This window comes from Antarctobacter jejuensis, from assembly GCF_052266595.1.
Classification (GTDB): domain Bacteria; phylum Pseudomonadota; class Alphaproteobacteria; order Rhodobacterales; family Rhodobacteraceae; genus Antarctobacter; species Antarctobacter jejuensis.
Genome location: NZ_JBQQXJ010000007.1, coordinates 154,674 through 179,964 on the forward strand (window position 1 = coordinate 154,674; position 25,291 = coordinate 179,964).

The window sequence follows — 25,291 nt, forward strand, 5'->3', positions numbered from 1 at the left end:
TCCACGGTATGACAACGCAAAGATTTTGGTGGGGGTTCCATGACCGACAGACTTTTTCTTGGCGACTACAGTTATTCCAGCTGGTCCCTGCGGGCCTGGCTGCTGTTCCGCCGGTTTGACATCCCGGTGTCCATCGAGATCGTGGATTTCATGAAGGCAGGCGTGGCAGAGCAGATGGCCGCCTTTGCCCCGGCGCGCACGGTGCCGACGCTGGTGCTGTCGGATGGCACCGTGATCTGGGACAGCCTTGCCATCGGTGAGGAACTGGCCAGCCGTCATCCGGGCGCGGGCCTTTGGCCCAACAATCCCGGCCTGCGGGCGTTGGCGCGCGGTTTGGCGGCAGAGATGCATTCCAGCTATGGCACGCTGCGCGAGTTGTGCCCGATGAACCTGCGCGCGGCCTATTGCGATGTGCCGGTGCCGGAGGCGCTGCAAAAGGATCTGGACCGCGTGCAGTCGCTGTGGGGTTATGCGCTGGAACGGTCGGGCGGGCCGTGGCTGGCCGGGGAGTACTCCGTGGCTGACGCGTTTTTTGCCCCGGTGGCGATGCGGATCGCGGGCTATGGCCTGCCTGTGTCCGACACCGCGCAGGCCTATGTCGCGCAGCATCTGGCCGATCCGGCCTTTCGACGCTGGCGCGCGATGGGGCTGGCGCGGGGGGCGACGCTGCCGTGGTATGACCGCGAGTATCCGCAAGTCAGCTGGCCCGGACCGGCACCGCGCAAGGCGCGGGCGGTGGAGGAGGGTGTGGCCGAGAACGACCGCTGCCCCTATTCCGGCGATCCGGTCACCCATCTGATGGAAACCGAAGGCCGCATTTTCGGGTTCTGCAACGCGTTTTGCCGCGACAAGACGGTGAATGACCCGGACGCATGGCCCGCCTTCGTGGCGCTGCGCGACGGCTGAGGGGCGCATTTCTTAATCCGCCCGGTCTTCGTTAACCAATTGCTAACCACGCGCGGCGCAGTCTCAGTCCCGGAACGATGATCCGGGAGTGAGATGGTCGCGCGCGCCCATACAGTCGCCTTCGAAGGTGTTCAGGCCCGCCCGGTCGAGGTGCAATGCGCCGTGACGCCGGGCGTGCCGGCCTTTTCCATCGTCGGCCTGCCGGACAAGGCCGTGTCAGAGGCGCGGGACCGGGTGCGGACGGCGCTGACATCGCTGGCCATTGCGCTGCCGTCCAAGCGGATCACCATTAACCTCGCGCCTGCGGACCTGCCGAAAGAGGGGTCCCATTTCGATCTGCCCATCGCGCTGGGTCTGCTGGCGGCGCTGGACATCCTGCCCAAGGACGCCATCGCGCAGACCGTGGCGCTGGGTGAGTTGTCTCTGGACGGTGACCTGTTGCCGGTGGTCGGCGCCCTGCCCGCCGCAATGGCCGCCGCCGAGGAGGATCGAACGCTGATCTGCCCGCGCGCCTCCGGGCCGGAGGCGGCCTGGGTCGAGGCCTGCACGGTGATCGGCGCGGGCAACCTGTTGGAAATCGTGCGCCATTTTTCTGGCGCCAGCGTGCTGGAACCGGCGCTGCCGGGCGAGGTGACCGGCGGTGCCGCGGCGCGTGACCTGCGCGACGTCAAGGGGCAGGAACGGGCCAAGCGAGCGCTGGAGATTGCCGCCGCCGGGCGGCATCACCTGATGATGGTCGGCCCGCCCGGGTCCGGCAAATCCATGCTGGCGGCGCGCCTGCCCGGGGTGCTGCCGCCGCTGACGCCGATCGAGGCGCTGGAAACCTCGATGATCCATTCGATTGCCGGGCTTTTGACGGATGGCGGTATCTCTCGCACCCGGCCCTTTCGAGAGCCGCATCACACGGCGTCGATGGCGGCGCTGATCGGTGGCGGGCGCGGGGCGAAACCGGGAGAGATCAGCCTGGCCCACAACGGCGTGCTGTTCATGGACGAGTTTCCCGAATACCCGCGCACGGTGCTGGAAACCCTGCGCCAGCCCATCGAAACCGGAGAGGTGGTGGTGGCGCGGGCCAATGCGCATATCCGCTATCCCTCGCGGTTCCTGCTGGTGGCCGCCGCCAATCCCTGCAAATGCGGCTATCTCACCGATCCGGCGCAGGCCTGCTCGCGCGCGCCCAATTGTGGTGAGGATTACCTTGGCCGCATCTCAGGCCCGCTCATGGACCGGTTCGATCTGCGGCTGGAGGTGCCGCCGGTCGCCTTTTCCGATCTTGATCTGCCAGCCTCGGGCGACAGTTCGGCGCAGGTGGCGGAACGGGTCGCCGCCGCGCGTGGAATTCAAATCGCGCGGTTCGCGGAGCATGACAGCCTGCGCACAAATGCCGATGCCGAAGGGCAGGTGCTGGAAGAGGTGGCGACGCCGGATCCGCAGGGGCGCGATCTGCTGACGCGGGCCGCCGAACGGTTCGACCTGACCGCGCGCGGGTATCACCGGGTGCTGCGGGTGGCGCGCACCATCGCCGATCTGGATCACAGCGCAGAGGTCCGGCGCGACCACGTGGCCGAGGCGCTCAGTTATCGGCTGCTGTCTGCGAAAGAGAGTTGATCCAGCGCGCCAGGTCGCGCAGCGTGCGCCGCGCCTCTGGCAGGACATTGTGAAAGATCGGCCAGACATGCGGCAGATCGTGCGCGATCCGCTCTGACACGGTCACGCCTTGCGCGCGCAGCCGTTCTGCCATCCGCCTTGTATCGTCCAGCAGGATCTCCGTGTCCCCGGCAACCAGCCAGACCGGGCAGGCCCCGGTGAAATCGGCAAAGAGCGGCGAGACCCTTGGATCGCGCGGATCGGCGGTTCCCAGATACATCTCTTGCATGCCGCGCGCCCGGCTGACCGGCAGCATCACCTCTGCCTCTGCATTGGCCTGAAAGGACGCGCCCGAAAACGTCAGGTCAGTGAGCGGCGAAAAGGCGAAACACCTCGCCGGTTGCGGCAGGCCCCGGCGGCAGATCTCTGCCAGAAGCGCCAGCGCCAGCCCGCCCCCCGCGCTGTCGCCGCCGATCACGATCTGCGCGGGCGGCGTCTCATCCCCCAAGAGTTTGGCATAGGCCGCCATCGCATCCTCGAAGGCCGCGGGAAAAGGATGTTCCGGCGCCTTGCGATAATCCGGCAGAATGGCGCTGGACCCGGTCATTGCGCACAACCGGGCCAGCATCGCCTGATGGGTCCGGGGCGATCCCATGACATAGCCGCCCCCGTGGAAGTAGAGCAGCACGATCCCCGATGTGCCGTCCGGCACGGTGACCATGACCGCCGGGGTATCGCCCATGGGAAACCGGTCATACCGCGCCCCGCGCGGCCCGTGAAAGAAAAGCCGCGCGCTGCGTTCAAACCCGCGCCTCAGATCCTTTGGCGCCTCGACCCGGGCAAGGCGCCGCTTTTCGATCAGCCGCAGGGAGGTGTTGATCAGACGCGCGCGCAGGCTTGGCCGGGTGTCCCGGCTCAAGCCAGCTTGCCCTCGATCGCCTGCCAGATCTTTTCGGCGACGTTGATGCCGTCGAACCGTTCGAGTTCCTGAATGCCGGTGGGTGAGGTCACGTTGATTTCCGTGAGCCAGTCGCCGATCACGTCGATGCCGACAAAGACCTGCCCCTTTTCGCGCAGTTCCGGGCCGATGGCGGCGCAGATTTCGCGATCCCGCGCAGTCAGGTCGACCTTTTCCGGGCGACCGCCGACATGCATGTTGGAGCGCACCTCGCCCTTGGCGGGAACGCGGTTGATCGCGCCCACAGGCTCTCCATCCACAAGGATCACGCGCTTGTCGCCCTTGGACACGGCGGGCAGGTATTTTTGCACGATCAGCGGCTCACGCGAGAAACCGGTGAACATCTCGAACAGGGAGCTGAGGTTGCCGTCGTCGGTCTGAAGCTTGAAGACCCCCGCGCCGCCGTTGCCGTAGAGCGGCTTGAGGATGATGTCGCCGTGCTTTTCGCGGAAGGCGCGCAGCACATCCAGATCGCGCGCGATGGCCGTGGGCGGGGTGAGGGCCGGGAAGTTCAGGACCAACAGCTTTTCCGGCGAGTTGCGCACCCAGAACGGATCATTCACCACCAGAACCTGCCCCTTGAGGCGGTCAAGCAAATGGGTGGTGGTGATGTAATGCATGTCGAAGGGCGGATCCTGCCGCAGCCAGATCACGTCCATGTCCGCAAGGTCCACCGCCACCCGGTCGCCCAGAATGGCCGGTTGAGAGGCGACGCGCTGGACCGTCATCCAGTGGCCCCGCGCGGTTACGCGCCCCTCTTCGAAGGCCAGTTGATCCGGGCCGTAGTAGAACAGCTCATGCCCCCGCGCCTGCGCCTCTTCGGCGAGACGGAAGGAACTGTCGGCGTTGATGTCGACCCCGGTGATCGGGTCCATCTGAAAGGCGATTTTCATGCGCATCCCCTGCAATCGTTGCGCCATAGATGGCGCATGATGCGGGCGGGCGCAATCCGGCGGCGCGCCGGAAACCGGAGATCAGCAGGCCAGAGCGTTCTCAACGATGCGAATTTCGCCCCGGTCGTTGACCAGTGCCACGTCGAAACGGATGTCGGTCAGCGACCCGCGCGGCATGGTGCCGACATATTCTTCGGCAGCGGCACAGAGGCGCGCGATCTGGCGCTGAGAGAGGCGGTCCATCGCGCGGGAGAAACTGCGGCTTTTCTTGACCTCGACGATCACCACACCGTCACCGTCCTGCACGACCAGATCGATTTCCCCACCCTGCCCGCGCCAGCGGCGCGAAAGCGCGGGATAGCCCCGGCGCAGGTAGTCCTGTTCAACACAGTCCTCTGCCGCGAGGCCCGCGAGATGGCCGGTCCGTCCCGAGAGCTGCCGGGTGCGGTGCTGCTGACCATCGCCCGGCGCGGGGGGTGTCCCGTCGACAAGATCAAGTGCCATCTTCGGCCTCTCCTTCTGCCCCGTCTTCTGCCCCATCGCGCCCGGCATCCGCGGCGGACATCCGCATCGCCAGCTGATAGACCGGGCGGCGTTTCACCCCGAACCGGGCCGAGACATAATCGGCGGCATCGCGCACGGACATGGTTTTCAGGGCAGTGTTCACCTCATGTTCTAGATCGATTTCCCTAACGGAGTCTGAATCGCCTTTGCCGATCAGCACCACGACTTCGCCCCGCGCCGGTGTTTCGCGGTAGTGCAGGGCCAGTTCCGTCAGGGTTCCGCGGCGCGTTTCCTCGAATTTCTTGGTCAATTCGCGGCAGACCGCGGCCTCACGGTCGCCCAGCGCCTTGGCGGCGGCCTCCAGCATGTCCGGCAGTCTTTTGGGGGATTCGTAGAAGACAAGCGTTGCGGGAACGGCGGCGAGATCGCGCAGCGCGCTGCTGCGTGGCCCCCCGGCATTGGGCAGGAACCCGGCAAACAGGAACTTGTCGGTGGGCAATCCGGCCAGCGTCAGGGCGGTGATCACGGCACTTGCGCCCGGCGCGCTGGTGACGGGATGTCCCGCCTCGGTCGCGGCGCGGGCCAGATCGAAGCCCGGGTCGGAGATCATCGGTGTCCCCGCCTCGGAGGCGTAGAGCACCGATTTTCCGGCAGCGATATCCGCCAGAAGGCGCGGCCGGACGCGGGCGCCGTTGTGATCGTGATAGGCCACAAGCGGCCTGTCGTTCAGCGCCACGCCGTGCAGTTCCATCAGCCGGCGCAGGCTGCGCGTGTCCTCTGCGGCCAGCACATCCGCCCCGGCCAGCAGGTCGAGCGCCCGCAGCGTGATGTCGCGCGCGTTGCCGATGGGCGTCGCGATCAGGTAGAGGCCCGGAGGCACTGCGCGCTCGTTTCCGCCACTGTCACCAATCGTCACTGGTTCCCCCTTTCGCGCTTCACTATAAGTCTGGCAAAATCGCGCAGTGCGCCACAGGCACCGCATACCCTGCGCCTGAAACGAGGGAGTCCTTTGTCCATGTTTGCCATGTTTGCCAACCTCCGCAAGGTAATACGCCCGGTTGCGGCGCTGATTGCCGCTGCGGCGCTTTCGGCCTGTGATCCCTCTGCCCTGACCAATATCGGCAAGAGTGGTGGCGGCGACGGCCCCCGGATCAACACGTCCGAGCCGATCCCGGTCGCGCTTTTGCTCCCCAAGTCGGATCAGGGCGCAGCGCCGATTGCCGTGTCGCTGGAAAACGCCGCGCGAATGGCGATTGCGGAACTGGGCGAAGGGGTGACCATCGATCTGCGGGTCTATGACACCGGCGGACAGGCCCCCACGGCGGCAGCCATGGCGCAAAAGGCCGTCGATGACGGGGCGAAGATCATCCTTGGCCCCCTGCGGGCCGATGCGGTGAACGCCGCCGGCGTGGCCGTGGCGGACAAGGGCGTCAATGTCCTTGGCTTCTCCAACAACCCGTCCATCGCGGGCGGCAACGTCTTTGTGCTTGGCCCGACTTTTGCCAATACCGCCAACCGGATGCTCAGCTACGCAAAGCGCAACGGCAGAAGCAACGTCGTCATCATCTATTCGGACGATGTCGAGGGCCAGTTCGGCAAGCTTGCCATCGAGCAGGCCGCCACCGCCAATGGCGTGCGGGTCGTGGGCGCAGAGCCCTACCAGCTGTCGATCGAGGGTGTGAACGCCGCCGCGCAGGCCGCTGGCCGGGTGGTCAGCTCTGGTGCCGCGGATTCCGTTTTCATCACCACCTCCGCCAACAACGCCGCCATGCAGATCCTGCTGTCGCAGATGCCCGCAGCCGGTGTCAGCCCGGACCAGATCCAGTACATGGGCCTGACCCGCTGGGACGTGCGCCCGGAACTGTTCAGCATGGCCGGGGCCGAAGGTGCATGGTTTGCCCTGCCCGACACGCAGCGCCTTTCCGGATTCTCGGGCCGCTACGGCGCCAAATACGGTGCCACGCCGCATCCGCTGGCGGGGCTGGCCTATGACGGCATCTCGGCCATCGGCGCGCTGGCGCGCGAAGGCCGGGCCGACGCCCTGTCAACCACAGCGCTGACCTCGACTAGCTTTACCGGGACCGGCGGTGTATTCCGCTTGCTGAACAACGGCAGCAACCAGCGCGCGCTGGCCATCGCCACGGTAAAAGACAAACAGATGGTGATCCTTGACCCTGCGCCCAGCAGCCTCTCTGGCGGTTTCTGAAAACGACAGCCACCCGGACAACCTCATCGCTCCGGCCTCTGATATCTTTGACATATCAGAGGTCCGCAGCACGCTGTTTTCCGCCCTGCCCAAGGGCGCAAGCGAAGCGGAGGTGCGCAAGGTCACGGTCTCTGTCCTGCGCGAAGCACGGGACAAGGGCCGCGAAGTGGTGGCCGAAGCGCTGGCAAGAGAGCCTTTTGGCGCGCGCCGTACGACGCGCGCCTATACCTGGATCACCGATTGCATCGTTCGGCTGACGTTCGAAATCGCGACCGAAGTGCTGCACAAACTGCCCAATCCGACAGAGTCAGAGCGCCTGTCGGTGCTGTCTGTCGGCGGCTACGGCCGGGGTGAGATGGCGCCCTATTCTGACGTCGACCTGCTGTTCCTGACCCCTTACAAGATCACCCCCTGGGCCGAGAGCGTGATCGAATCCATGCTGTATATCCTGTGGGATCTGCGGCTGAAGGTCGGGCACAGTTCCCGCACCGTGCGCGACTGCGTGCGCATGGGGTCAGAGGATTTCACGATCCGCACCGCAATGCTGGAAAGCCGCTACATCATCGGCAACGAGGCGCTTGCGGAGGATCTGGAAGAGACGCTGTGGAAGGACCTGTTCAATTCCACCGCGCGGGAATTTGTCGAGGCCAAGCTGGAAGAACGCGACAGCCGCCATGACAAGCAGGGCCAGCGTTACAAGGTCGAGCCCAACGTCAAGGAAGGCAAGGGCGGGCTGCGTGACCTGCAATCGCTGTTCTGGATCATCAAATACGTCCACCACACGGACGACGTGTCAGAACTGGTGACGCGCGGCGTGTTCCTGCCCGAGGAATATGAGACATTCGTGCAGGCGGAACGCTTTCTCTGGGGCGTGCGCTGTCACCTGCATCTGGCTTCTGGCCGGGCCAACGAACACCTGACGTTCGACATGCAGGTCGAGGTTGCCGCCCGCATGGGGTACAATGACCGTGGCGGGCGGCGCGCCGTGGAATGGTTCATGCAGGACTATTTCCGCCATGCCACCGCCGTCGGCGATCTGACCCGCATCCTGCTGACCTCTCTGGAGGCCGATCACACCAAGGGCGCACCGCTGATCCAGCGGCTGTTCACCCGCGTGCCGCAGACCAAGGACGGCTATCGCGTGGTGCACAACCGGCTGGCCATCGTCGATGACGAGGCCTTTCTGTCGGACAAGCTGAACCTGTTGCGGGTGTTCGAGGAAGGCCTGCGCACCGGCCTTCTGATCCATCCCGACGCGATGCGGCTGGTGAAGGCGAACCTGCACCTGATCGACAATGCCTTTCGCGAGGACAACGAAGCGCGCAAGCTGTTCCTTGACCTGATGCTGAAACACGGCAATCCGGAACGGGCCCTGCGCCGGATGAACGAGTTGGGCGTATTGGCCGCCTTCATCCCCGAATTCGCGCCCATCGTCGCGATGATGCAGTTCAACATGTACCACCATTACACGGTGGACGAACACACCATCCAATGCATCTGGAACCTCTCGGAGATCGAGAACAACCAACTGCAAGAAGCACTGCCGGTTGCCTCGACCATCCTGAAGGAAGGGGTGAACCGCCGCGTTCTATACGTGGCGCTGCTGTTGCATGATATCGGCAAGGGCCGGGATGAGGACCACTCGATCCTCGGCGCGCGGATCGCGCGTACCGTTGCACCGCGCCTTGGCCTGTCCAAGACCGAAAGCGCAACTGTCGAATGGCTGGTCCGCTATCACCTGCTGATGTCGGACATGGCGCAGAAACGCGACATAGCAGACCCGCGCACCGTGCGCGATTTCGCCAAGGCGGTTCAGACGAAGGAGCGGCTGGACCTGCTGACCGTGCTGACGGTCTGCGATATTCGCGGCGTCGGGCCGGGGACGTGGAACAACTGGAAGGCCGCGCTGCTGCGCGCGCTCTATCGCCAGACGCGTCGCGCGCTCGAAGACGGGATGGAGGCGCTGACGCGCGAGAACCGCGGCACCGAGGCGCGCAAATCGCTGCGCAAGGCGCTCAAGGGCTGGAACAACAGCGAACTCCGGGTCGAAACCGGACGCCATTATCCCCCGTACTGGCAGGGTCTGCATGTTACCGCGCATGTGGTCTTTGCCAATCTGCTGCGCGACATCAAGGATGACGAGATCAAGATCGACATCCACCCCGATCCCGACCGTGACGCCACCCGCGCCTGTTTTGCCTTGCAGGATCACCCGGGGATCTTTTCGCGGCTGGCCGGGGCGCTGGCGCTGGCCGGGGCGAACATCGTCGATGCGCGCACCTTCACGACCAAGGACGGCTATGCCACGGCGGCCTTCTGGATTCAGGATTCGGACGGCCACCCCTACGAGGACATCCGCATTCCGCGCCTGCGCGAAACCATCCGCAAGACGCTGCTGGGTGAGGTCGTGGCGCGCGAGGCGATGAAGCCGAAGGACAAGCTGAAAAAGCGCGAAAAGGCCTTCAAGGTTCCGACGCATATCACCTTTGACAACGAAGGCTCCGAGATCTTTACCATCATCGAGGTGGATACCCGCGACCGGCCCGGCCTGCTGTTTGATCTGACGCGCACGTTGGCCAGCCAGAACATCTATATCGCCTCGGCCATCATCGCGACCTATGGCGAACAGGTGGTGGATGCCTTTTACGTCAAGGACATGTTCGGGCTGAAGCTGCATTCGAAGGTCAAGCGCGACGTGATCGAAAAGAAACTGCGCACCGCGATCGAAGAAGGCGCAGAACGGGCGCGCGGCTGACCGCCGCCGTGCCTGTCTGCGGCCCGGCCTAGGCGTTCCAGGCCTCCATGAAACGCGCCGCCTGCGGCGTGTCGGGATGGAGGCCGACAAACCCCATGGCGTTGGCCAAGGTCCGGAACACCCCGATTTCCCACGGGCTGACCCCTGCGGCAATCGACTGGTACATCCGCGACATCCCGAAGACGACGTCCCCGGGCGCATAGAGCGCCGTCCGCGAGGTCAGCGCCCGCACGCCATAGTACCCCTTGAGACGGTAGGCGAGCCGCTGCATGTCCTCGAAATAGGAATTGTCCAATCTGCAATGCGTCAGGTCGATCAGCACATGCTGGCGGCCATCGAACTGCGGATCGGCGGCATAGTCCTGAAAGGAGGATATGTGTTCTTCGCATCCGACTTCGCCCAGAAAATGCACCAGCACCAATTCCAGATCGGTCAGGATTTCATACCTGATAGGCAATGTGGTCTTGTCCCGTCCTAAATGGCTGACGCCTGATCGAATGATGAACCCAATGGTTAGCTTGAAAATCGCGCTTTCGACCAAACGGCGATGAGTGTCTGACAGAGCGCCCCGCCGCGATGAAACTGCGGGCGCGACAACTCCTATACGAAAGGATGGCTGAATTCGCGCCCAGTCGCAATTGTTTCTGACCCGTATTGCGGGCTTTCAGGCCGCGGTCCGCCCTACCGCAACTGCGGGTCCCGACAGATGAGCCCGCGAAACAAGGATCGCCGGAGAACAGCGATCCCCCTTCCGCCGCCACGGGCTTTGCGATAATCGGACGGTCAGGCAGAGCGCGAGCGGAGCAGCATGAAACCCATACGCCTTGTCGCCGGTATCATGACCGTCGGCTTCTGGACCCTGATGAGCCGCATTCTGGGCGTGGTGCGCGAGATCCTGATCCTCGCCCTGATCGGTCCCGGGCCGGTGATGGATGCCTTTGTCGCGGCCTTTCGCCTGCCGAACATGTTCCGCCGGTTCTTTGCCGAAGGCGCGTTCAATGCAGCCTTTGTGCCGATGTTTTCCAAGAAATTCGAAGGCGAGGAGGACCCGCAGCGTTTTGCCCGCGATGCCTTTAACGGGCTGGCCTTTGTGCTGCTGATCCTGACCGCGCTGGCGCTGATCTTCATGCCCGCGCTGGTCTGGGCCACGGCGGGCGGGTTTTCGGGGGACGAACGATTTGACCTGACCACCGGGTATGGGCGGATCGTCTTTCCCTATATCCTGCTGATATCGCTGGCGGCGATGTTTTCCGGCGTTCTGAACGCCACGGGCCGCTTTGCAGCCGCCGCCGCCGCGCCTGTGCTGCTGAACATCCTCGTCTGCACCTCGATGGCCATCGGATCGGCCATGGGCGGAGAGGTCATTCTCTGGCTCATCTGGGCGGTGCCGGTTGCGGGTGTGGCGCAATTGGCGCTGGTCTGGATCGCTGCAGAGCGGTCGGGCATCAAGGTGCGCCCGGGCCGCCCGCACATGACACCGGATATGAAGCGCCTTGTGGTCGTGGCCATTCCGGCCGCGTTGGCGGGCGGTGTCATGCAGATCAACCTGCTGGTGGGTCAACAGGTGGCCAGCCATTTCGAAAAGGCGGTTGGCTGGCTTTATGCCGCTGACCGGCTGTACCAGCTACCGCTGGGCGTGGTGGGCATCGCCGTCGGCATCGTGCTGCTGCCCGACCTGTCGCGCCGCTTGAAGGCGGATGATCACGGCGGCGCGCGCAATGCCTTTTCCCGCGCCGGGGAACTCAGCCTGGCGCTGACCATCCCCGCCGCCGTCGCGCTGATCGTCATTCCGCTGCCGATGGTGTCTGTCCTGTTTCAGCGCGGCGCGACAACGGCCAATGACGCGGCCTCGATCGCGCTGGCCGTGGCGATCTATGGGCTGGGCCTGCCCTCTTTCGTGCTGCAGAAGGTGCTGCAACCGCTGTTCTTTGCGCGCGAGGATACCCGCAGCCCGTTCCGCTATGCGGTCTGGGCCATGGTGGTGAATGCCGGAGTTGCCATCGGTCTGGCGCCCTTCATCGGCTGGATCGCCCCGGCCATCGCGACCACGCTGGCCGGCTGGATCATGGTCTGGCAGCTTGCCCGGGGCGCGCGGAAATTCGGCGATGTCGCGCGGTTCGATAGCCGGTTCACCAACCGGCTCTGGCGCATCTGTCTGGCCTCGGTGATCATGGGGGCCGTGCTCTGGGGCGGGAACCTGATCCTCGCCCCGTGGCTGGCCATCCCCTACCTGCGGCTTGCGGCGCTCTTTGGCCTGATCGCGCTTGGCGTCGTGGCCTACGGGATCGCCGGTCAGGTCCTTGGCGCCTTCAGCTTGGCAGAGATGAAGGCGATTGTCCGGCGGAGACGGGCATGACGGCACGCGCGCTGATCACCGAAACCGACAGCGCCCTTGCGCTGGAACGGTTGGCGGCGACGGCGCGCAGGGACCTGTATCTGGCTGTCCCGCATCTGACCCCGGACACCCCCCTGCAGATCCCGGAATTGCGCGAACGCGGGCTGGAGGTCTGGGCCGACCTGATCGCGCTCTTGACCCGGCGCGGCGTGACTCTGCGCATGATCGTGGCCGACACCGATCCGCTGCTGACGCCGGGCCGCCACCGGGCCGCGTGGAAGACCGCATCGGGATTTGCCGACGTTGTGCAGGGCGACGCGCAGGTGATCTGCGCCCCCCATGGGCAACAGGTCAGCGGCCTTTGGGAATGGCGGTTGCGCCGCCGGTACAAATCCGCGCTGACAGCCCTGCGGTCTGAGGACCCCGCGATGCTGACCGCCGTTCAGCGGCGCATTCTGACCGGCGGGCCAGAGTTTCGCCCGGTGGAGATGCCGCAGAGCTTTGCGCTGGCCGATGACAGGGCCTGCGTGATCGGCGGGCCGGACCTTGCGCTGGCCATCGAGGATGGCGATTTCTGCGGGGCGCTGCGCGGACATTTCACGGATTGCTGGACCGCGGCGCTATCGGGAGGGGCGCAAAGTCTGGCCGCCCCGGCCGCAGTGCTGGACACCCCGCGCCGCGCGCAAAGCCGGGCAGACCTGCGCCTGCTGCGTGGCTTTTCCCGCCCGGCCCCCGGTTTCGGTCCGCGCCCGCTGGGCACGGATCATGAGGCGGCGCTGGAGCGGCTGTTCCGCGACGCGCGTCACAGCGTGTTGGTCCGCACGCGGGCCTTTCGGCATGACGGGCTGGCCAAGGCGCTGATCGAGGCCGCCGGACAGTCACCGGACCTGCAGGTGATCCTGCTGCTGCCGCCAAAAGACATCCACAGTTGGGACGGTCCGCGCGCCGCCACCCTGCAGGCGCAGACCCTAAAGGCGCTGAGCGCGGCCTTCGGGAACCGCCTTGCCTGCGTCGAGGCGCCGGGGACCGTCACGACCACCGTGGTGGTCGACGACTGGGCCGCTGTCGTCGGATCGGCCGCCCTGACGCGCCGCGCCTGCCGCTGGAACACGGAGGTTTCCGCGCTGGTCGGGGACGCGGGGCTGGCGGCGGCGATCATGGACGGGCTTGGCGCTGCGTATCTTGGTCAGGGGACCGAACCTGCAAACATGCGCGACGCCGCGATCTGGCGCGCGACCTGCAAGGCACTGGACACCGGCCAGACCGCCAGCGCGCGCAGCGCCCTGCCCGACGACCTGTTCTGAGGTTCAGCGGCGCCGGAGACGCGTCATCACCCCCTGCATGCCGCCGGGCGCCAGCAGCATCGTCAGGCCGAACCCGGTGATGAAGCCCGCCACCTCGGCGATCCAGTCCATGCCGCTGCCGAACAGCACCCCGAACACCAGTTGCACCGCCAACAGCATCCCGATCAGCGAAAACGCCCGCACCTGCGGTGCGCCGCTGTCGCCCAGCCGCACCCAGAGCAGAAAGGTGAAGCCGCCGATCAGCCCGTAGACCGACGGATAGGCCCCCACCAGCCACGGATCATCGCTGAGCAGACCAAAGGCCAGCGCGCCCACGATGGCCGAGGCGAAGAAGATCGCCAGAAAAACCAAGGAGCCCAGCGCCTCTGTCACGATCTTGCCCATGGCCAGCAGAATCACCATCGCGAACAGCGAATGGGTGAAGTTTGCGTGCAGGAAGGGATAGGCGACAAAGCGGATCAGATGTTTGACCTGCCACTGTCCCGTTTCCACCATCCAGTCGAACAATTGCCCGGAAAAGGCATAGGTTTCGATTGCGCCGGTGCGCCAGCCCACGGCCTGCGGACCGCCGACCAAGCCCTGCGCGCCCAGCCAGAATGTCAGTTCGATCCCGGCCAGCACAAGGAACAGTGCCGCCACCACGGGCGGCAGCGGGTGGACCGGGGCCTCATTATGGGGATGCGTCATTACCTGCCTCTTCCTTGACGGTGTCCGGTGGCATCGGTAAGCCAGCCGCGCGACGATTTCCACCAAGAGAGTGCACATGTCCGACGGTCAGCCCAACTCCGCCTTCACCCCGCGCGTCTTTTCGGGCATCCAGCCGTCCGGCGGTCTGACGCTGGGCAACTACCTTGGCGCACTGAAACGCTTTGCCGACAGCCAGGAAAAAGGGATCGAATCGATCTATTGCATGGTCGACATGCACGCCATCACCGTCTGGCAGGACCCCGCCGCGCTGAAACGGCAGACGCGGGAATTGACCGCCGGTTTCATCGCCTCGGGTGTCGATCCGGAAAAATCGATCCTGTTCAACCAGAGTCAGGTGGCAGAGCACGCGCAGCTGGCGTGGATCTTCAACTGCGTCGCCCGCATGGGCTGGATGCAGCGCATGACCCAGTGGAAGGACAAGGCCGGCAAGAACGCGCAGAACGCCTCGCTCGGCCTGTTCGCATATCCCGCGTTGATGGCCGCCGACATCCTGATCTACCACGCGACGCACGTTCCGGTGGGCGAGGACCAGAAACAGCATCTGGAACTGACCCGCGACATCGCGATCAAGTTCAACAATGATTTCGGCGTGGATTTCTTTCCGATCACCGAACCGGTGATCGAAGGGGCGGCCACGCGCGTCATGAGCCTGCGCGACGGGTCCAAGAAGATGTCCAAGTCCGATCCGTCGGACATGAGCCGCATCAACCTGACCGATGACGCCGATGCCATCGCGCAGAAGATCCGCAAGGCCAAGACCGACCCGGAACCGCTGCCCGAGACGGCTGAGGGCCTGGCCGAACGTCCCGAGGCGCGCAACCTGGTGAACATCTACGCCGCCCTTGCCGATCTGACGGTGGAGCAGGTGATCGCGGAACACGCGGGTCAGCAGTTCGGCACCTTCAAGCCGTCGCTGGCGGACCTGGCGGTGGCCAAGCTGGAACCGATCTCGACCGAGATGCAGCGTTTGATGCAGGAACCGGATGAGATCGACGCCATCCTGCGCCGCGGCGCCGACCGCGCGCGTGAGATCGCCGCGCCGATCCTGACCAAGACCTACGAAATCGTCGGCATGGTGCGCTGAAACAGCGGGGCGGATCGCCTGCGCGGTCCGCCCGACTTGTTTGGGGTGACGTTTGTCGCGGCAGCTCTGCATGGGCCAGATCCGCTTGCAGGGCCGAATTGTCCCGCAGCAAAACGGGCGCCCGATGGCGCCCGCATACTTCGTGTCACAGAATGGCGTTCCGTTGATCAGCCGATCTTGCGACGGCGCGCCGCGATGCCCAAGCCCCCGAGAGCGGCAAGGATCAGCGGAAGCGCGGCAGGAAGCGGCACCGGCGATGCGTAGTCGATCGCCACTGAGTAGGCACCCGAGTTGTCCGAGAAAATGCCGTCATTCTCGCCAAGGAAAAGGTATGCGCTGACTGCGGTTGGGACGATCAGGGTGGCCGATTTGCCGACAAAGAAGGAATCGCCAATCGACGTGATCGACCCCGAAGTCGAGCTCCAGACACCGATCAGGGAGTAAACAGTGAGCCCATTGAACAGGCCCACACCGCCATCCGCGTCTGTCGCGGTTGGACCGGCATCGACAACGGACCCTGTCGCGATGCTCATCACCGGACCGAGGGTTGCGAAATTGATGGCACCGGACAAATCAGAAACCGCGGTTACGTCATTTCCCCTGCCGGTCACATCAGCATTGATACCGTTGTTCGTCGACCCCCAGTTCGTGAAGTAGATGTTGTCGGTCCCATTCACCGACGTGGTGATGGTGGCGCTAGATGCGCTCTGCGCGATCAACGCGCCACAAAGCGCAAAGGCTGCTGCAAGTAGTCTCATATATCGTCCCCCAGAAAATTCATTGCCGTCCAAAGCTCAATTGTGCAGCGGACCTCCGGCGGAACACGCGCTGTCGCTCAATCCGCGTTTCTTGAAACTGTGTTCCTCAAGCGTGAAAGGACCCGCGAGCACCGCAACGGTAGACTACTACAAATTCCACTGCCTGTATACGGGTGGCACTGCCGTGTTTGGGCACAACGGCCTCGCGACCTGCGAACGGTTTCGGTGGCCCAGCCGTTGGCCACTCACCGCCGGATCGACAACGGATGGTGCGGCGCTCAGTCCGGGCGGTCCGCCTGCGCCGCCCAGATGCGCGCGGCTTCCAGTTCGGAATACTTGAACATCCGCATCTTTGGCGGGGTCACCATCCCGGCAAAACTGACGAACGGGCTGATCCACTCAAGGTCCGTGACCACGGCGATATGGGTGATCTTGCCCAGAATGCGCAGGTCGAAACGGATACCGGGCAGCAGGATCGACGGGTCGAAGGTGGGAAAGCGGCGCACCACCTCGATCATGCGGAACTTGCTGTGGCGGTCGGCAAAGTCCAGCATCCGGCCGGACAGCCTGTCGAAATCCGCCCGTGACAGATGCCCGTCGACGGTGAACTCCACCACCTGCGTTTCGTCGTTTTCGTCATAGGTCACTGACATGCGGCGCCCCTCCCTCTGGCTATCATGCCACAGGCGCGGGCTGCGCGCCTTGCAGATGTTTCAGGTGCCGTGCGCGGCGGCGATCCGGGCCGCCACCCGCAGCGCATGGGTCGGGTCCTGCGCGGCCACGGGCAGCACCGGATCATAGGCGGCGCGGATCACATCGGCGACATCGGGGCGCAGGATTACCCGCCCGGCCTCTGTCTGCGCCAACGGGGACCGATCGCTGAAGGCCTTGTCCGACCACAGCAGGATCGACTGCACGACCTGGCTCAGCGCCAAAGTCTCTGCCGGGACCTTGGACAATTCCTCACCCATGCGCAGAAAGACGAAACAGGCACGGATCCCGCCGTCAGGATCAAACCGGAACACGCGGTACTGGTTCGCCCCTGCCGCCTGCAGCCGGTCCACCAAGGGGTCCAGCCCCTCGATCATGCGCCCGAGGTCCGGCACCTCGCGCAGTTCGGACCAGTCGCGAAAGAAGAACACCATCGCGTTGCAGCCCAGTTCCGGGTCCGTCTCGGCCATCTGGTGCCCGGCAAGGGTACAGACCGCCTCGAACGCGCCTTTGACGACGCTGAGGGTCGCATCCTCGACGCCAAAGACGATGGGCGAAATCGGGCGGCCCCAGCGGGCGCAGAGATAGCTCCCGTCCGACCGCGTGAACAGCGCCGTTACATCCTCTGCCGAGATCGCGTCCGCCATTGGCACACCTCCTGAATTTCGCGCCCTTCCCCTGCCTCATCCCGCGGCCGAGTGCAAACCAAGTGCATAGCGATAGCGGTCAGACGAAGCGATTGATCCAGTTTTCCAGCCGTTCCTGACGGCCGGAGCGCGGTTCGGGATTGATCCCCTCGGACAGCACGCGCGCCTGAATGGCATCCAGACCACTGTCCAGCATCTGCTTCGCCTCGGGCGTATTCCAACCGGCGTAGCGGTCGGCCAGCGCCTCTTCCAGCCCGCCATCCTGCAGCATGGCGGCTGCGGCCTTCAGGCCCCGCGCGCAGATGTCCATCCCGCCCACATGGGCAGCGATCAGGTCCTCGGCATCGAGCGACTGCCGGCGCAGCTTGGCATCGAAATTGGTGCCGCCCGTGGTGAAGCCACCCATCCTGAGTACCTGGTAATAGGCCAGAGCCACCTCTGGCACGTTGTTCGGAAACTGGTCCGTGTCCCAGCCGGACTGGTAATCATTGCGGTTCATGTCGATGGAGCCGAGCATCCCCTCGGACGCGGCCAGCGCCAGTTCGTGTTCAAACGAATGCCCGGCAAGGATCGCGTGGCCCTGTTCGATGTTCAGCTTGATCTCATCCTGCAGCCCGTATTTGCGCAGGAAGCCGATGCAGGTGGCCACGTCGTAATCATACTGGTGCTTGGACGGTTCCTGCGGCTTCGGCTCCAGCAGGATCTGACCGTCGAAGCCGATCTTGTGCTTGTACTCGACCACCATCGACAGGAAGCGCGCCATGTTGTCGGCCTCGCGCCCCAGATCGGTGTTCAGAAGGGTTTCATAGCCCTCTCGCCCACCCCAGAGCACGTAGTTCTGACCGCCGAGTTTGTGCGTCGCGTCGATGCAGCCCTTTACCGTGGCGGCGGCATAGGCAAAGACGTCCGGATCGGGATTTGTTGCCGCGCCGGACATCCAGCGCCGATGCGAGAACAGGTTTGCCGTGCCCCAAAGCAGCTTTGCCTTCGCGCCGTCCTGCTTTTGGCCGATGTAATCGGTGATCTCCTCCAGCGTCGAGAGGTTGTCGGCATAATTGCCCTGTTCGGGCCGAATATCCGCGTCGTGCCAGCAGTAGAACGGCTGGCCAAGGATTTCGAACATCTCGAAGGCCACATCCGCCTTCATCTTGGCGCGGCCCATGTCGTCCTGCGGATGCCACGGCCGGACAAAGGTCTGCCCGCCGAACGGATCGCCGCCCTCCCAGGCAAAGCTGTGCCACCACGCCACGGCAAAGCGCAGGTGGTCCTCCATCCGCTTGCCCATGACCTCTTCGTCAGGGTTGTAGTGGCGATAGGCCAGCGGGTTGTCGCTGTCCGGCCCTTGGTAACGGACCGGTGCGATGCCGTCGAAAAATCCTGTGCTCATGTCAGCCCCCTCACTGCTGGATAAATCTCTCGCCAAGCCTCGTAGGCGGCGTCATAGGCGCCTGCCAGCCGGGTGTTCGGCTCTATGGTCTGGCGGATCGGCGGGGCGGTCATGATCTCATCGACGGTGCCCGCACCGCAGCCCACCATGGCCAGCCGCGCCGCGCCCAGCGCCGCGCCGAAATCGCCCTTGTCGGGCAGGGACAGCGGCACGCCCAGCAGGGTGGCCAGCAGTTCGACCCAATAGCGCGACTGCGCGCCGCCGCCGATCGCCAACAGCGTTTCCAGCCGCGCGCCAGAGGCCTTCAACGCCTCGGCACAGTCGCGCAGGGCAAAACCGACGCCCTCCATGACCGCGCGCGTCATGTCCACGCGTTCAGTCCCGACGCTCAGGTTCAGAAAGCCACCTCTGATCCGGCTGTCGTTGTGCGGCGTCCGTTCGCCCGAAAGGTAGGGCAGGAACCGCAGGCTGCCCGGCCCGTCCAGCACATCGCCCAGTTCCTCGGACAGCGCCCTTGGGGTCTCTCCCGTCACCCGGCCAAGCCAGTTCAGGCTGTCCGTGGCCGACAGGATCACCCCCATCTGATACCACTGCCCCGGCACCGCGTGGCAGAATGTGTGCACCGCAGAGGCCGGCAAAGGCGCATAGCCGTCGCGCCCGGCCAGAACCACGCCCGAGGTGCCCAGAGAGACAAATCCCGTCCCCTCGCGCATCGCGCCCACTCCGCAGGCAGAGGCGGCATTGTCCCCCGCGCCACCCACGATCTGGACTTCGCCTGTCATCCCCCATCGGTCCGCCAGATCGCGGCGCAACACGCCCCCCGGCTCACAGCCCTCAACAAGCCGAGGCATCTGATCCCGCGACATGCCGGAGACCTGCAGCAGATGCGCCGACCAGTCGCGCGCCCCCACGTCCAGCCAAGAGGTGCCTGCGCTGTCCGACATGTCGGCAAAGCGCGCTCCGGTCAGGTGAAAGTTCATGTAGGCGGCGGGCAAGAGGACGGTGGCGAGTTTGGCAAAGACCTCTGGCTCATGCCGCGCGACCCACAGCAGCTTGGGCGCGGTGAAGCCGGGAAAGACGATATTGCCCGACAGGTCGCGCACATGCTCCGTGCCGTCCAGTTCCGCCGCCTCTGTCGCGCTGCGGGTGTCGTTCCACAGAATGCAGGGCCGCAGGACCGCGCCCTCTGCATCCAGCAGGCAGGCGCCGTGCATGTGGCCGGACACGCCGATCCCGCGCACCTGCGCCATATCCGCAGCATGTGACCCTGCCAGTTCGCCCAGCGCCCCATCCACGGCCCGGACCCATTCCGCCGGATCCTGTTCTGACCAGCCGGGGTGCGGATGCTGCGCCTGATAGGCGCGGGTGGCGCTTGCCACCGGCACGCCGTCGCCATCGACCAGCAGAGCGCGCAGCCCTGAGGTTCCCAAATCCAGTCCCAGGTACATCGCCCGCCTCCCTCGTTGGCGCTAACGAATACCAACAGGCAGCGGGCTGTCAAACCTCAAGGCGATGACGGATTGCTCAGGCCGCGCCGCGTCGCACAAAGGCCAGCGCCCCACCAAGCGCAATCAGGGTCACGCCACAGGTCCGGTCAACCCACATCGCCCCCCGGTTGGTCAAGAAGCGCACGGCCCGCCCCCCAAGCCCCGCATAGGCCGCCATCACGCCCACATCGACGGCGATAAAGACCAGCGCCAAGACGAGGTATTGCGTAAGCAATGGCGCGGACAGGTCGATGAACTGCGGCAGGAAAGCGGTGAAGAACAAGTATCCCTTGGGGTTTGTCACCGCCACCAGAAAGCTTTTCCGGAAGATCGGGAAGGCAGCGCCTGTATCGCACCCGGTCTCACGCGCGACGGGCCCCACCACGCCCGATGAGCGCACCATCTGCACCCCAAGCCAGACCAGATAGGCCACCCCCACCCATTTCACGAGGCTGAAGATCAGCGCCGAAGCAGCCAACACCGCGCCCAGCCCGAGGCCCGCGGCAGCCATCAGCACGGCATCAGACAGCGCCGCCCCCGCGATGCCATAGCTGGACCTTGCCACGCCGTAGCGGGACCCGTTGGACAGGGCGAGCAGAACCGTGGGTCCGGGCGTCGCGACGATGACCAGCACCATCGCCGCAAATGTCAGCAGCGGCAGGTCCATCACGCCTGCCCCGCGCAGGACGGGGCCACATGGGTCCTTTCGTCCCCCCGGGATACTGCTTGCCCCACACGCAGGATGATCACCAAGGCAGACACCTGCCCCAGGATCACCGCAGGCCAGATCAGTGCAAATTGCGCATCGAAGTATTTCTGCGGCCCGAAGGAAACCAGCGCCATCAGCGCCGCCAGAACGCCCAGAACGCGGCCCGTGGCAGTGGTCAGCGGCTGCACGATAATCGCCGCAAGCGCGATCGACATGGACGCCCCCAGGAAGGGCGCAATCCCGAAGAGCGGCGTTGCCACCGGGGGATGCGGGCGGATGCCGGAATAGAGCGCGGACAGCATGATCAGTTGCAACAGGATCAGGGTGGCAAGGGCAGCGATTGCCTGCCGGTCGTATTGAGTCATGAGGCATCTCCAAAAGCGTAATTTCGGTTACGGTTGCGCATATCCGTAATTTTAGTTACGGATTCTGTCAACACTCCGGAGAGAAAAATGCGCGAAGAAAAACGGACGCTCCGCCAACAGCAGATCGAAAAGGCCGCCTATGACCTGCTGGAAAGCAAAGGCTACGCCGGGACGTCGATGTTGGGCATTGCGCGCAGGGCGCGGGCGTCGAACGAAACCCTGTACAACTGGTACGGCGACAAACAGGGACTGTTCCGGGCGCTGGTCACCCGGAACGCCGCCGAGGTGAAAGCACATCTCGAAGCGGAACTGGAAACAGATCACGACGCGCTGTCGATCCTGTCGTCGCTGGGTCCAAAGCTGCTTGGCCTGTTGACCGGCGACCGCGCCGTCGCCCTGAACCGTGCGGCCGCCGCCGACAGCAGCGGTGAACTTGGCGCGGCCCTGTCACAGGCCGGGCGCGACGCGGTGTTCCCCTTGCTGGTGCAGGTGCTGCAGCGCGCCCGCGACGAAGGGCAACTTAGCTTTCAGGATCCGGGAGAGGCCGTCGGGCTATATCTCGACCTGTTGGTGGGCGACCTGCAGATCCGGCGGGTCATTGGCCGCATGCCCACCCCCTCCGACGTCTTCTGCCGCGAACGGGCTGACCGGGCCGTGCGGCACCTGAGGCAAATCCTTGGCTGAACATCAGGTCAGGCGGCCCAAACGAAAAGAGCCGGACTGAACCGGCTCTCTCATCGGCCTTTCAGACCGGCGCAAATTTCCCCAAGGCGCATCCGAACGGCGCCCTACGGGACGGTGGGCGGGGCGATGTGGCCCGCAGGGACACGAGCGTCCGACCCCGTCCCTTACTTGTCTTCAAGCGCCTCGATGCGCGCCTTCAGCGCTTCGTTCTCTTCACGCGCCTTCTGGGCCATGGCGCGCACGGCGTCGAATTCCTCGCGGGTGACGAAGTCGCGATCCGCCAGCCAGCGGTCGATCATCGACTTCATCGCCGTCTCGGCCTCTTCCCGCGCCCCCTGTGCAACGCCCATGGCGTTGGTCATCAGCTGGCTGATATCGTCGAAAACCTTGTTACGCGTCTGCATGGGTCACTCCGGCGTTGCATTCGGTTCCTATATGGGTGCCAAAGAGGCAACCCTCAAGGTTGACTTCGCCGCGCCACAAGAGGCAACAGGACGCATGCAGGCCGCCATCCCCTTTCCCGACCTCTCATCCGAGGTCTTTTCGATCTCTCTCTTTGGTTTCGATTTTGCGCTGCGCTGGTACGCGCTGGCCTATATCGCAGGCATCCTGATCGGCTGGCGGCTGGCCGTCTGGACGGTCAGGCGCGCCCATCTCTGGGCCAACGACACGCCGCCCATGACCCCGCGCCAGATCGAGGATCTGCTGACATGGGTCATCCTTGGCATCATCTTTGGCGGGCGGCTGGGCTTCGTCCTGTTCTACATGCCGGGCTATTACCTCAGCCATCCGCTGGAAATCCCGATGATCTGGCAGGGCGGCATGGCCTTTCACGGCGGTTTGCTGGGGGTGGTCTGCGCGGTCTGGATCTTCTGCGCCCGCAATCGCATCCCGCTGGCCTCTGCCGCTGACATGCTGGCATTGGCAACGCCGGCGGGCCTGCTGTTGGGTCGCATCGCCAATTTCATCAATGCCGAGTTGTGGGGCCGCCCGTCGGACGTCCCATGGGCGGTGATATTTCCCGGTCAGCTGGCGCAGGACTGCGGCCAGCCTTTCGGAGAGTTGTGCGCCCGCCACCCCTCACAGCTGTATGAGGCCACGCTCGAAGGTCTGCTGCTGCTGATCGTCCTGCTGTGGATGGTGTCCCGTGGCTGGCTGAAACGGCCCGGCGCGGTCGCGGGCACCTTCTTCATGGGCTACGGTATCAGCCGCTTCATCGTCGAATTCTTTCGCCAGCCGGACTCGCAATTTCAGTCCGACGGCAACCCGCTGGGCCTTGCCCTGCAGGTGAACGGCTACGGGCTGACCATGGGCCAGATCCTGACCCTGCCGATGATTATCGGCGGCGCGCTGGCGATCCGGTACGCGCAGAGGCGCGCCCGCGCGCTGCCGAACGGCGCGACAGGGACATCTTGACCCCGCTGCACCATATCCTTTCCCGGCAGATCGCCGCCACCGGCCCGATGACACTGGCCGATTACATGGCGGCCTGCCTAATGCACCCGGCGCATGGCTATTACAGCACCCGCGATCCGCTGGGCGCGGCGGGCGATTTCACCACCGCGCCGGAAATCAGCCAGATGTTCGGTGAGGTCATTGGCCTCTGCCTTGCGCAGGCATGGATGGATCAGGGCGCGCCCGCTCCTTTTGCATTGGCCGAACTTGGCCCCGGGCGCGGCACCCTGATGGCGGATATCCTGCGCGCCACGGCCCGGGTGCCCGGCTTTCACACCGCCGCTCAGGTGCACCTAGTCGAAACCTCGCCGACCCTGCGCGCCGAACAGGGCAAACGCCTGCCAAATGCGCGCTGGCACGACAGCGTCGAAACCCTGCCGGAATTACCACTGTTCCTGATCGCAAACGAATTCTTCGACGCGCTCCCGATCCGCCAGTTTCAGCGCGATGGCGAGGCGTGGCGCGAACGTGTCGTCGGGCTGGAGGGCGAGACCCTGCGAATCGGCCTTGGAGGGCCATCGGTGCAGCCGGGCCTTTCCGACCGGCTGCAGGACACCAAGGACGGTGACATCGTCGAAACCTGCGCCCCGGCGCGGACCATCGCGGCGGACCTTGGCGCGCGCCTTGCCCGCCATGGCGGGCTGGCCCTGATCGTCGATTACGGCGGCTGGCACTCTCTTGGCGATACCCTGCAGGCGCTCAAGGGGCACAGCCCCGTCGATCCGCTGCAAACGCCCGGTGCCGCCGACCTGACGGCGCATGTGGATTTCGAACCCATCGCACGCGGGGCGGCCCCGGCCACCTACACGCTGTTGACCCCGCAGGGCGTGTTCCTCGAACGCCTTGGCATCACGCAACGCGCCCAGGCCCTGGCCCGCGGGCTCAGCGGTGAAGCGCTGGACAGCCATATCGCTGCACATCGCCGGTTGACGCACCCCGATGAAATGGGATCACTATTCAAGACGCTCGCCCTGCTGCCACGGGGCGCGCCACCCCCGCCCGGCCTGGAGCTTCGACCCGTCCCATGACGCTCGAAATCATCACATCTGATAACCTTTCACCGCTGCGTCACGGGTTCTTTACCCGCAGGGGCGGCGCATCTTCGGGCATCTTTTCCGGCTTGAACTGTGGCCCCGGGTCCACCGATCAGGCCGAGATCGTGGCGATCAACCGCGCCCGCGTTGCACAGGCGATGGAGGTCGCGACCGATTCGCTGACCACCGTGCATCAGGTGCATTCGGCAGAGGTCATCACCGTGACTGCCCCCTTGCCCGATCCGCGGCCAAAGGCCGATGGGCTGGTCACTGCCACGCCGGGCGTGGCCCTTGCAGTGCTCACCGCCGATTGCCAGCCGGTCCTGCTGGCCGATCCTGAGGCCGGGGTGATCGGCGCGGCCCATGCGGGCTGGCGCGGCGCGCGCGATGGCGTGCTGGAGGCGACGGTGGACGCCATGCTGGCCCTTGGCGCGACCCGCGAAGGTCTGCGCGCCGTCATCGGCCCCACCATCAGCCAGCGCGCCTATGAGGTCGGGCCGGAGTTCTTTGAGGATTTCATTGCAGAGGATCACGCCAACACCCGCTTTTTCGCGGGCGGCGATGGCGACCGGATGCATTTCGATCTGCCCGCCTACGGGCTGCATCGCCTGCGCGAGGCCGGGATAGAGGCCGAATGGACGCGCCATTGCACCTATTCCGATCCGGAGCGGTTTTACTCCTACCGCCGCACGACCCATGCGAAAGAGGCGGACTATGGGCGGCTGATCTCTGCCATCCGCCTCTGACCGCTGGGGCTTCGCCAAGCCTTCGGGAAACAATCTGCGCAATTCCTCAGGATTGTCCAATTCTCTGC

Annotated in this window: 25 protein-coding genes; 11 read left to right on the forward strand and 14 right to left on the reverse strand. The window is 65.0% G+C overall.

Annotation, left to right across the window (positions count from 1 at the left end; translation table 11 throughout):
* Positions 1-39: 39 nt before the first annotated feature.
* Both ACTXGA_RS12035 and ACTXGA_RS12040 read left to right on the forward strand, forming a co-directional pair.
* On the forward strand, positions 40-906 hold the full coding sequence (locus tag ACTXGA_RS12035; RefSeq protein WP_443393940.1) for a glutathione S-transferase: 867 nt from the start codon (positions 40-42) through the stop codon (positions 904-906).
* Between the two features lie 93 nt (positions 907-999).
* On the forward strand, positions 1,000-2,514 hold the full coding sequence (locus ACTXGA_RS12040) for a YifB family Mg chelatase-like AAA ATPase (protein ID WP_443393942.1): 1,515 nt from the start codon (positions 1,000-1,002) through the stop codon (positions 2,512-2,514).
* Here the strand turns inward: ACTXGA_RS12040 and ACTXGA_RS12045 are convergent.
* The 4 genes from ACTXGA_RS12045 to rsmI all read right to left on the reverse strand — a co-directional run bounded on the left by ACTXGA_RS12045 (position 2,480) and on the right by rsmI (position 5,764).
* Entirely contained in the window at positions 2,480-3,412 is a 933-nt protein-coding gene (locus ACTXGA_RS12045) for an alpha/beta hydrolase (RefSeq protein ID WP_443393944.1), read from the reverse strand. The two genes, ACTXGA_RS12040 and ACTXGA_RS12045, sit on opposite strands and share 35 nt — an antisense overlap.
* Complete coding sequence (gene gshB / locus ACTXGA_RS12050; protein ID WP_443393946.1) at positions 3,409-4,344, reverse strand: glutathione synthase; 936 nt, start codon at positions 4,342-4,344, stop codon at positions 3,409-3,411. Before gshB ends, ACTXGA_RS12045 begins: the two co-directional genes overlap by 4 nt.
* Positions 4,345-4,425: 81 nt before the next feature.
* Positions 4,426-4,848, reverse strand: coding sequence for a YraN family protein (locus tag ACTXGA_RS12055; protein WP_443393947.1), 423 nt, complete (start codon positions 4,846-4,848; stop codon positions 4,426-4,428).
* Complete coding sequence (gene rsmI / locus ACTXGA_RS12060) at positions 4,838-5,764, reverse strand: 16S rRNA (cytidine(1402)-2'-O)-methyltransferase (RefSeq protein WP_443393949.1); 927 nt, start codon at positions 5,762-5,764, stop codon at positions 4,838-4,840. The genes ACTXGA_RS12055 and rsmI overlap by 11 nt, the downstream gene beginning before the upstream one ends.
* A gap of 99 nt (positions 5,765-5,863) precedes the next feature.
* On the opposite strand from rsmI, the gene ACTXGA_RS12065 reads away from it, so the two are divergent.
* Positions 5,864-7,054 carry a penicillin-binding protein activator gene (locus ACTXGA_RS12065; protein WP_443393951.1) on the forward strand — a complete coding sequence of 397 codons (1,191 nt, stop codon included), beginning with the start codon at positions 5,864-5,866 and terminating at the stop codon, positions 7,052-7,054.
* Complete coding sequence (locus ACTXGA_RS12070) at positions 7,017-9,809, forward strand: [protein-PII] uridylyltransferase (protein WP_443393953.1); 2,793 nt, start codon at positions 7,017-7,019, stop codon at positions 9,807-9,809. The genes ACTXGA_RS12065 and ACTXGA_RS12070 overlap by 38 nt, the downstream gene beginning before the upstream one ends.
* Positions 9,810-9,837: 28 nt before the next feature.
* On the opposite strand, the gene ACTXGA_RS12075 is transcribed toward ACTXGA_RS12070, so the two are convergent.
* Positions 9,838-10,266, reverse strand: coding sequence for a hypothetical protein (locus ACTXGA_RS12075; protein ID WP_443393955.1), 429 nt, complete (start codon positions 10,264-10,266; stop codon positions 9,838-9,840).
* A gap of 351 nt (positions 10,267-10,617) precedes the next feature.
* Here ACTXGA_RS12075 and murJ point away from each other — a divergent pair, with 351 nt between their 5' ends.
* Positions 10,618-12,165, forward strand: coding sequence for a murein biosynthesis integral membrane protein MurJ (gene murJ / locus ACTXGA_RS12080; RefSeq protein WP_443393957.1), 1,548 nt, complete (start codon positions 10,618-10,620; stop codon positions 12,163-12,165).
* The gene (locus ACTXGA_RS12085; RefSeq protein WP_443393959.1) at positions 12,162-13,448 is read left to right on the forward strand and encodes a phospholipase D-like domain-containing protein; all 1,287 of its coding nucleotides are present in this window, start codon (positions 12,162-12,164) and stop codon (positions 13,446-13,448) included. The genes murJ and ACTXGA_RS12085 overlap by 4 nt, the downstream gene beginning before the upstream one ends.
* A gap of 3 nt (positions 13,449-13,451) precedes the next feature.
* On the opposite strand, the gene ACTXGA_RS12090 is transcribed toward ACTXGA_RS12085, so the two are convergent.
* Positions 13,452-14,135, reverse strand: a complete 684-nt coding sequence (locus ACTXGA_RS12090) for a rhomboid family intramembrane serine protease (protein ID WP_443393961.1) — start codon at positions 14,133-14,135, stop codon at positions 13,452-13,454.
* A 76-nt stretch (positions 14,136-14,211) separates the two neighbouring features.
* On the opposite strand from ACTXGA_RS12090, the gene trpS reads away from it, so the two are divergent.
* The gene (gene trpS / locus ACTXGA_RS12095; RefSeq protein ID WP_443393963.1) at positions 14,212-15,240 is read left to right on the forward strand and encodes a tryptophan--tRNA ligase; all 1,029 of its coding nucleotides are present in this window, start codon (positions 14,212-14,214) and stop codon (positions 15,238-15,240) included.
* A 167-nt stretch (positions 15,241-15,407) separates the two neighbouring features.
* Here the strand turns inward: trpS and ACTXGA_RS12100 are convergent, their stop codons facing one another.
* From ACTXGA_RS12100 to ACTXGA_RS12130, 7 genes are all read right to left on the reverse strand, one after another.
* On the reverse strand, positions 15,408-15,998 hold the full coding sequence (locus ACTXGA_RS12100) for a VPLPA-CTERM sorting domain-containing protein (protein ID WP_443393964.1): 591 nt from the start codon (positions 15,996-15,998) through the stop codon (positions 15,408-15,410).
* A 278-nt stretch (positions 15,999-16,276) separates the two neighbouring features.
* A complete protein-coding gene (locus ACTXGA_RS12105; RefSeq protein ID WP_443393966.1) occupies positions 16,277-16,651 on the reverse strand; it encodes a SpoIIAA family protein in 375 nt (124 codons plus the stop codon).
* Positions 16,652-16,711: 60 nt separating this feature from the next.
* On the reverse strand, positions 16,712-17,356 hold the full coding sequence (locus ACTXGA_RS12110) for a hypothetical protein (RefSeq protein WP_443393968.1): 645 nt from the start codon (positions 17,354-17,356) through the stop codon (positions 16,712-16,714).
* Between the two features lie 79 nt (positions 17,357-17,435).
* The gene (gene xylA, locus ACTXGA_RS12115) at positions 17,436-18,743 is read right to left on the reverse strand and encodes a xylose isomerase (RefSeq protein ID WP_443393970.1); all 1,308 of its coding nucleotides are present in this window, start codon (positions 18,741-18,743) and stop codon (positions 17,436-17,438) included.
* Positions 18,740-20,191, reverse strand: a complete 1,452-nt coding sequence (gene xylB, locus ACTXGA_RS12120) for a xylulokinase (protein WP_443393972.1) — start codon at positions 20,189-20,191, stop codon at positions 18,740-18,742. The genes xylA and xylB overlap by 4 nt, the downstream gene beginning before the upstream one ends.
* 76 nt (positions 20,192-20,267) lie before the next feature.
* The gene (locus ACTXGA_RS12125; protein ID WP_443393974.1) at positions 20,268-20,897 is read right to left on the reverse strand and encodes a LysE family translocator; all 630 of its coding nucleotides are present in this window, start codon (positions 20,895-20,897) and stop codon (positions 20,268-20,270) included.
* Positions 20,897-21,304 carry a hypothetical protein gene (locus ACTXGA_RS12130; protein WP_443393976.1) on the reverse strand — a complete coding sequence of 136 codons (408 nt, stop codon included), beginning with the start codon at positions 21,302-21,304 and terminating at the stop codon, positions 20,897-20,899. Before ACTXGA_RS12130 ends, ACTXGA_RS12125 begins: the two co-directional genes overlap by 1 nt.
* A gap of 87 nt (positions 21,305-21,391) precedes the next feature.
* On the opposite strand from ACTXGA_RS12130, the gene ACTXGA_RS12135 reads away from it, so the two are divergent.
* On the forward strand, positions 21,392-21,988 hold the full coding sequence (locus ACTXGA_RS12135) for a TetR/AcrR family transcriptional regulator (RefSeq protein ID WP_443393978.1): 597 nt from the start codon (positions 21,392-21,394) through the stop codon (positions 21,986-21,988).
* Positions 21,989-22,152: 164 nt separating this feature from the next.
* Here the strand turns inward: ACTXGA_RS12135 and ACTXGA_RS12140 are convergent, their stop codons facing one another.
* Positions 22,153-22,392, reverse strand: coding sequence for an accessory factor UbiK family protein (locus ACTXGA_RS12140; RefSeq protein ID WP_443393980.1), 240 nt, complete (start codon positions 22,390-22,392; stop codon positions 22,153-22,155).
* A gap of 94 nt (positions 22,393-22,486) precedes the next feature.
* Here ACTXGA_RS12140 and lgt point away from each other — a divergent pair, with 94 nt between their 5' ends.
* Genes lgt through pgeF form a run of 3 tightly spaced genes read left to right on the forward strand, consistent with a single transcriptional unit; the run spans position 22,487 to position 25,223 of the window.
* Positions 22,487-23,404 (forward strand): prolipoprotein diacylglyceryl transferase, encoded by a 918-nt coding sequence (gene lgt, locus ACTXGA_RS12145; protein ID WP_443393982.1) that lies wholly within the window; start codon positions 22,487-22,489, stop codon positions 23,402-23,404.
* The gene (locus ACTXGA_RS12150; RefSeq protein ID WP_443393984.1) at positions 23,401-24,471 is read left to right on the forward strand and encodes a class I SAM-dependent methyltransferase; all 1,071 of its coding nucleotides are present in this window, start codon (positions 23,401-23,403) and stop codon (positions 24,469-24,471) included. Before lgt ends, ACTXGA_RS12150 begins: the two co-directional genes overlap by 4 nt.
* Positions 24,468-25,223, forward strand: coding sequence for a peptidoglycan editing factor PgeF (gene pgeF, locus ACTXGA_RS12155; RefSeq protein WP_443393986.1), 756 nt, complete (start codon positions 24,468-24,470; stop codon positions 25,221-25,223). Before ACTXGA_RS12150 ends, pgeF begins: the two co-directional genes overlap by 4 nt.
* Positions 25,224-25,291 lie beyond the last annotated feature (68 nt).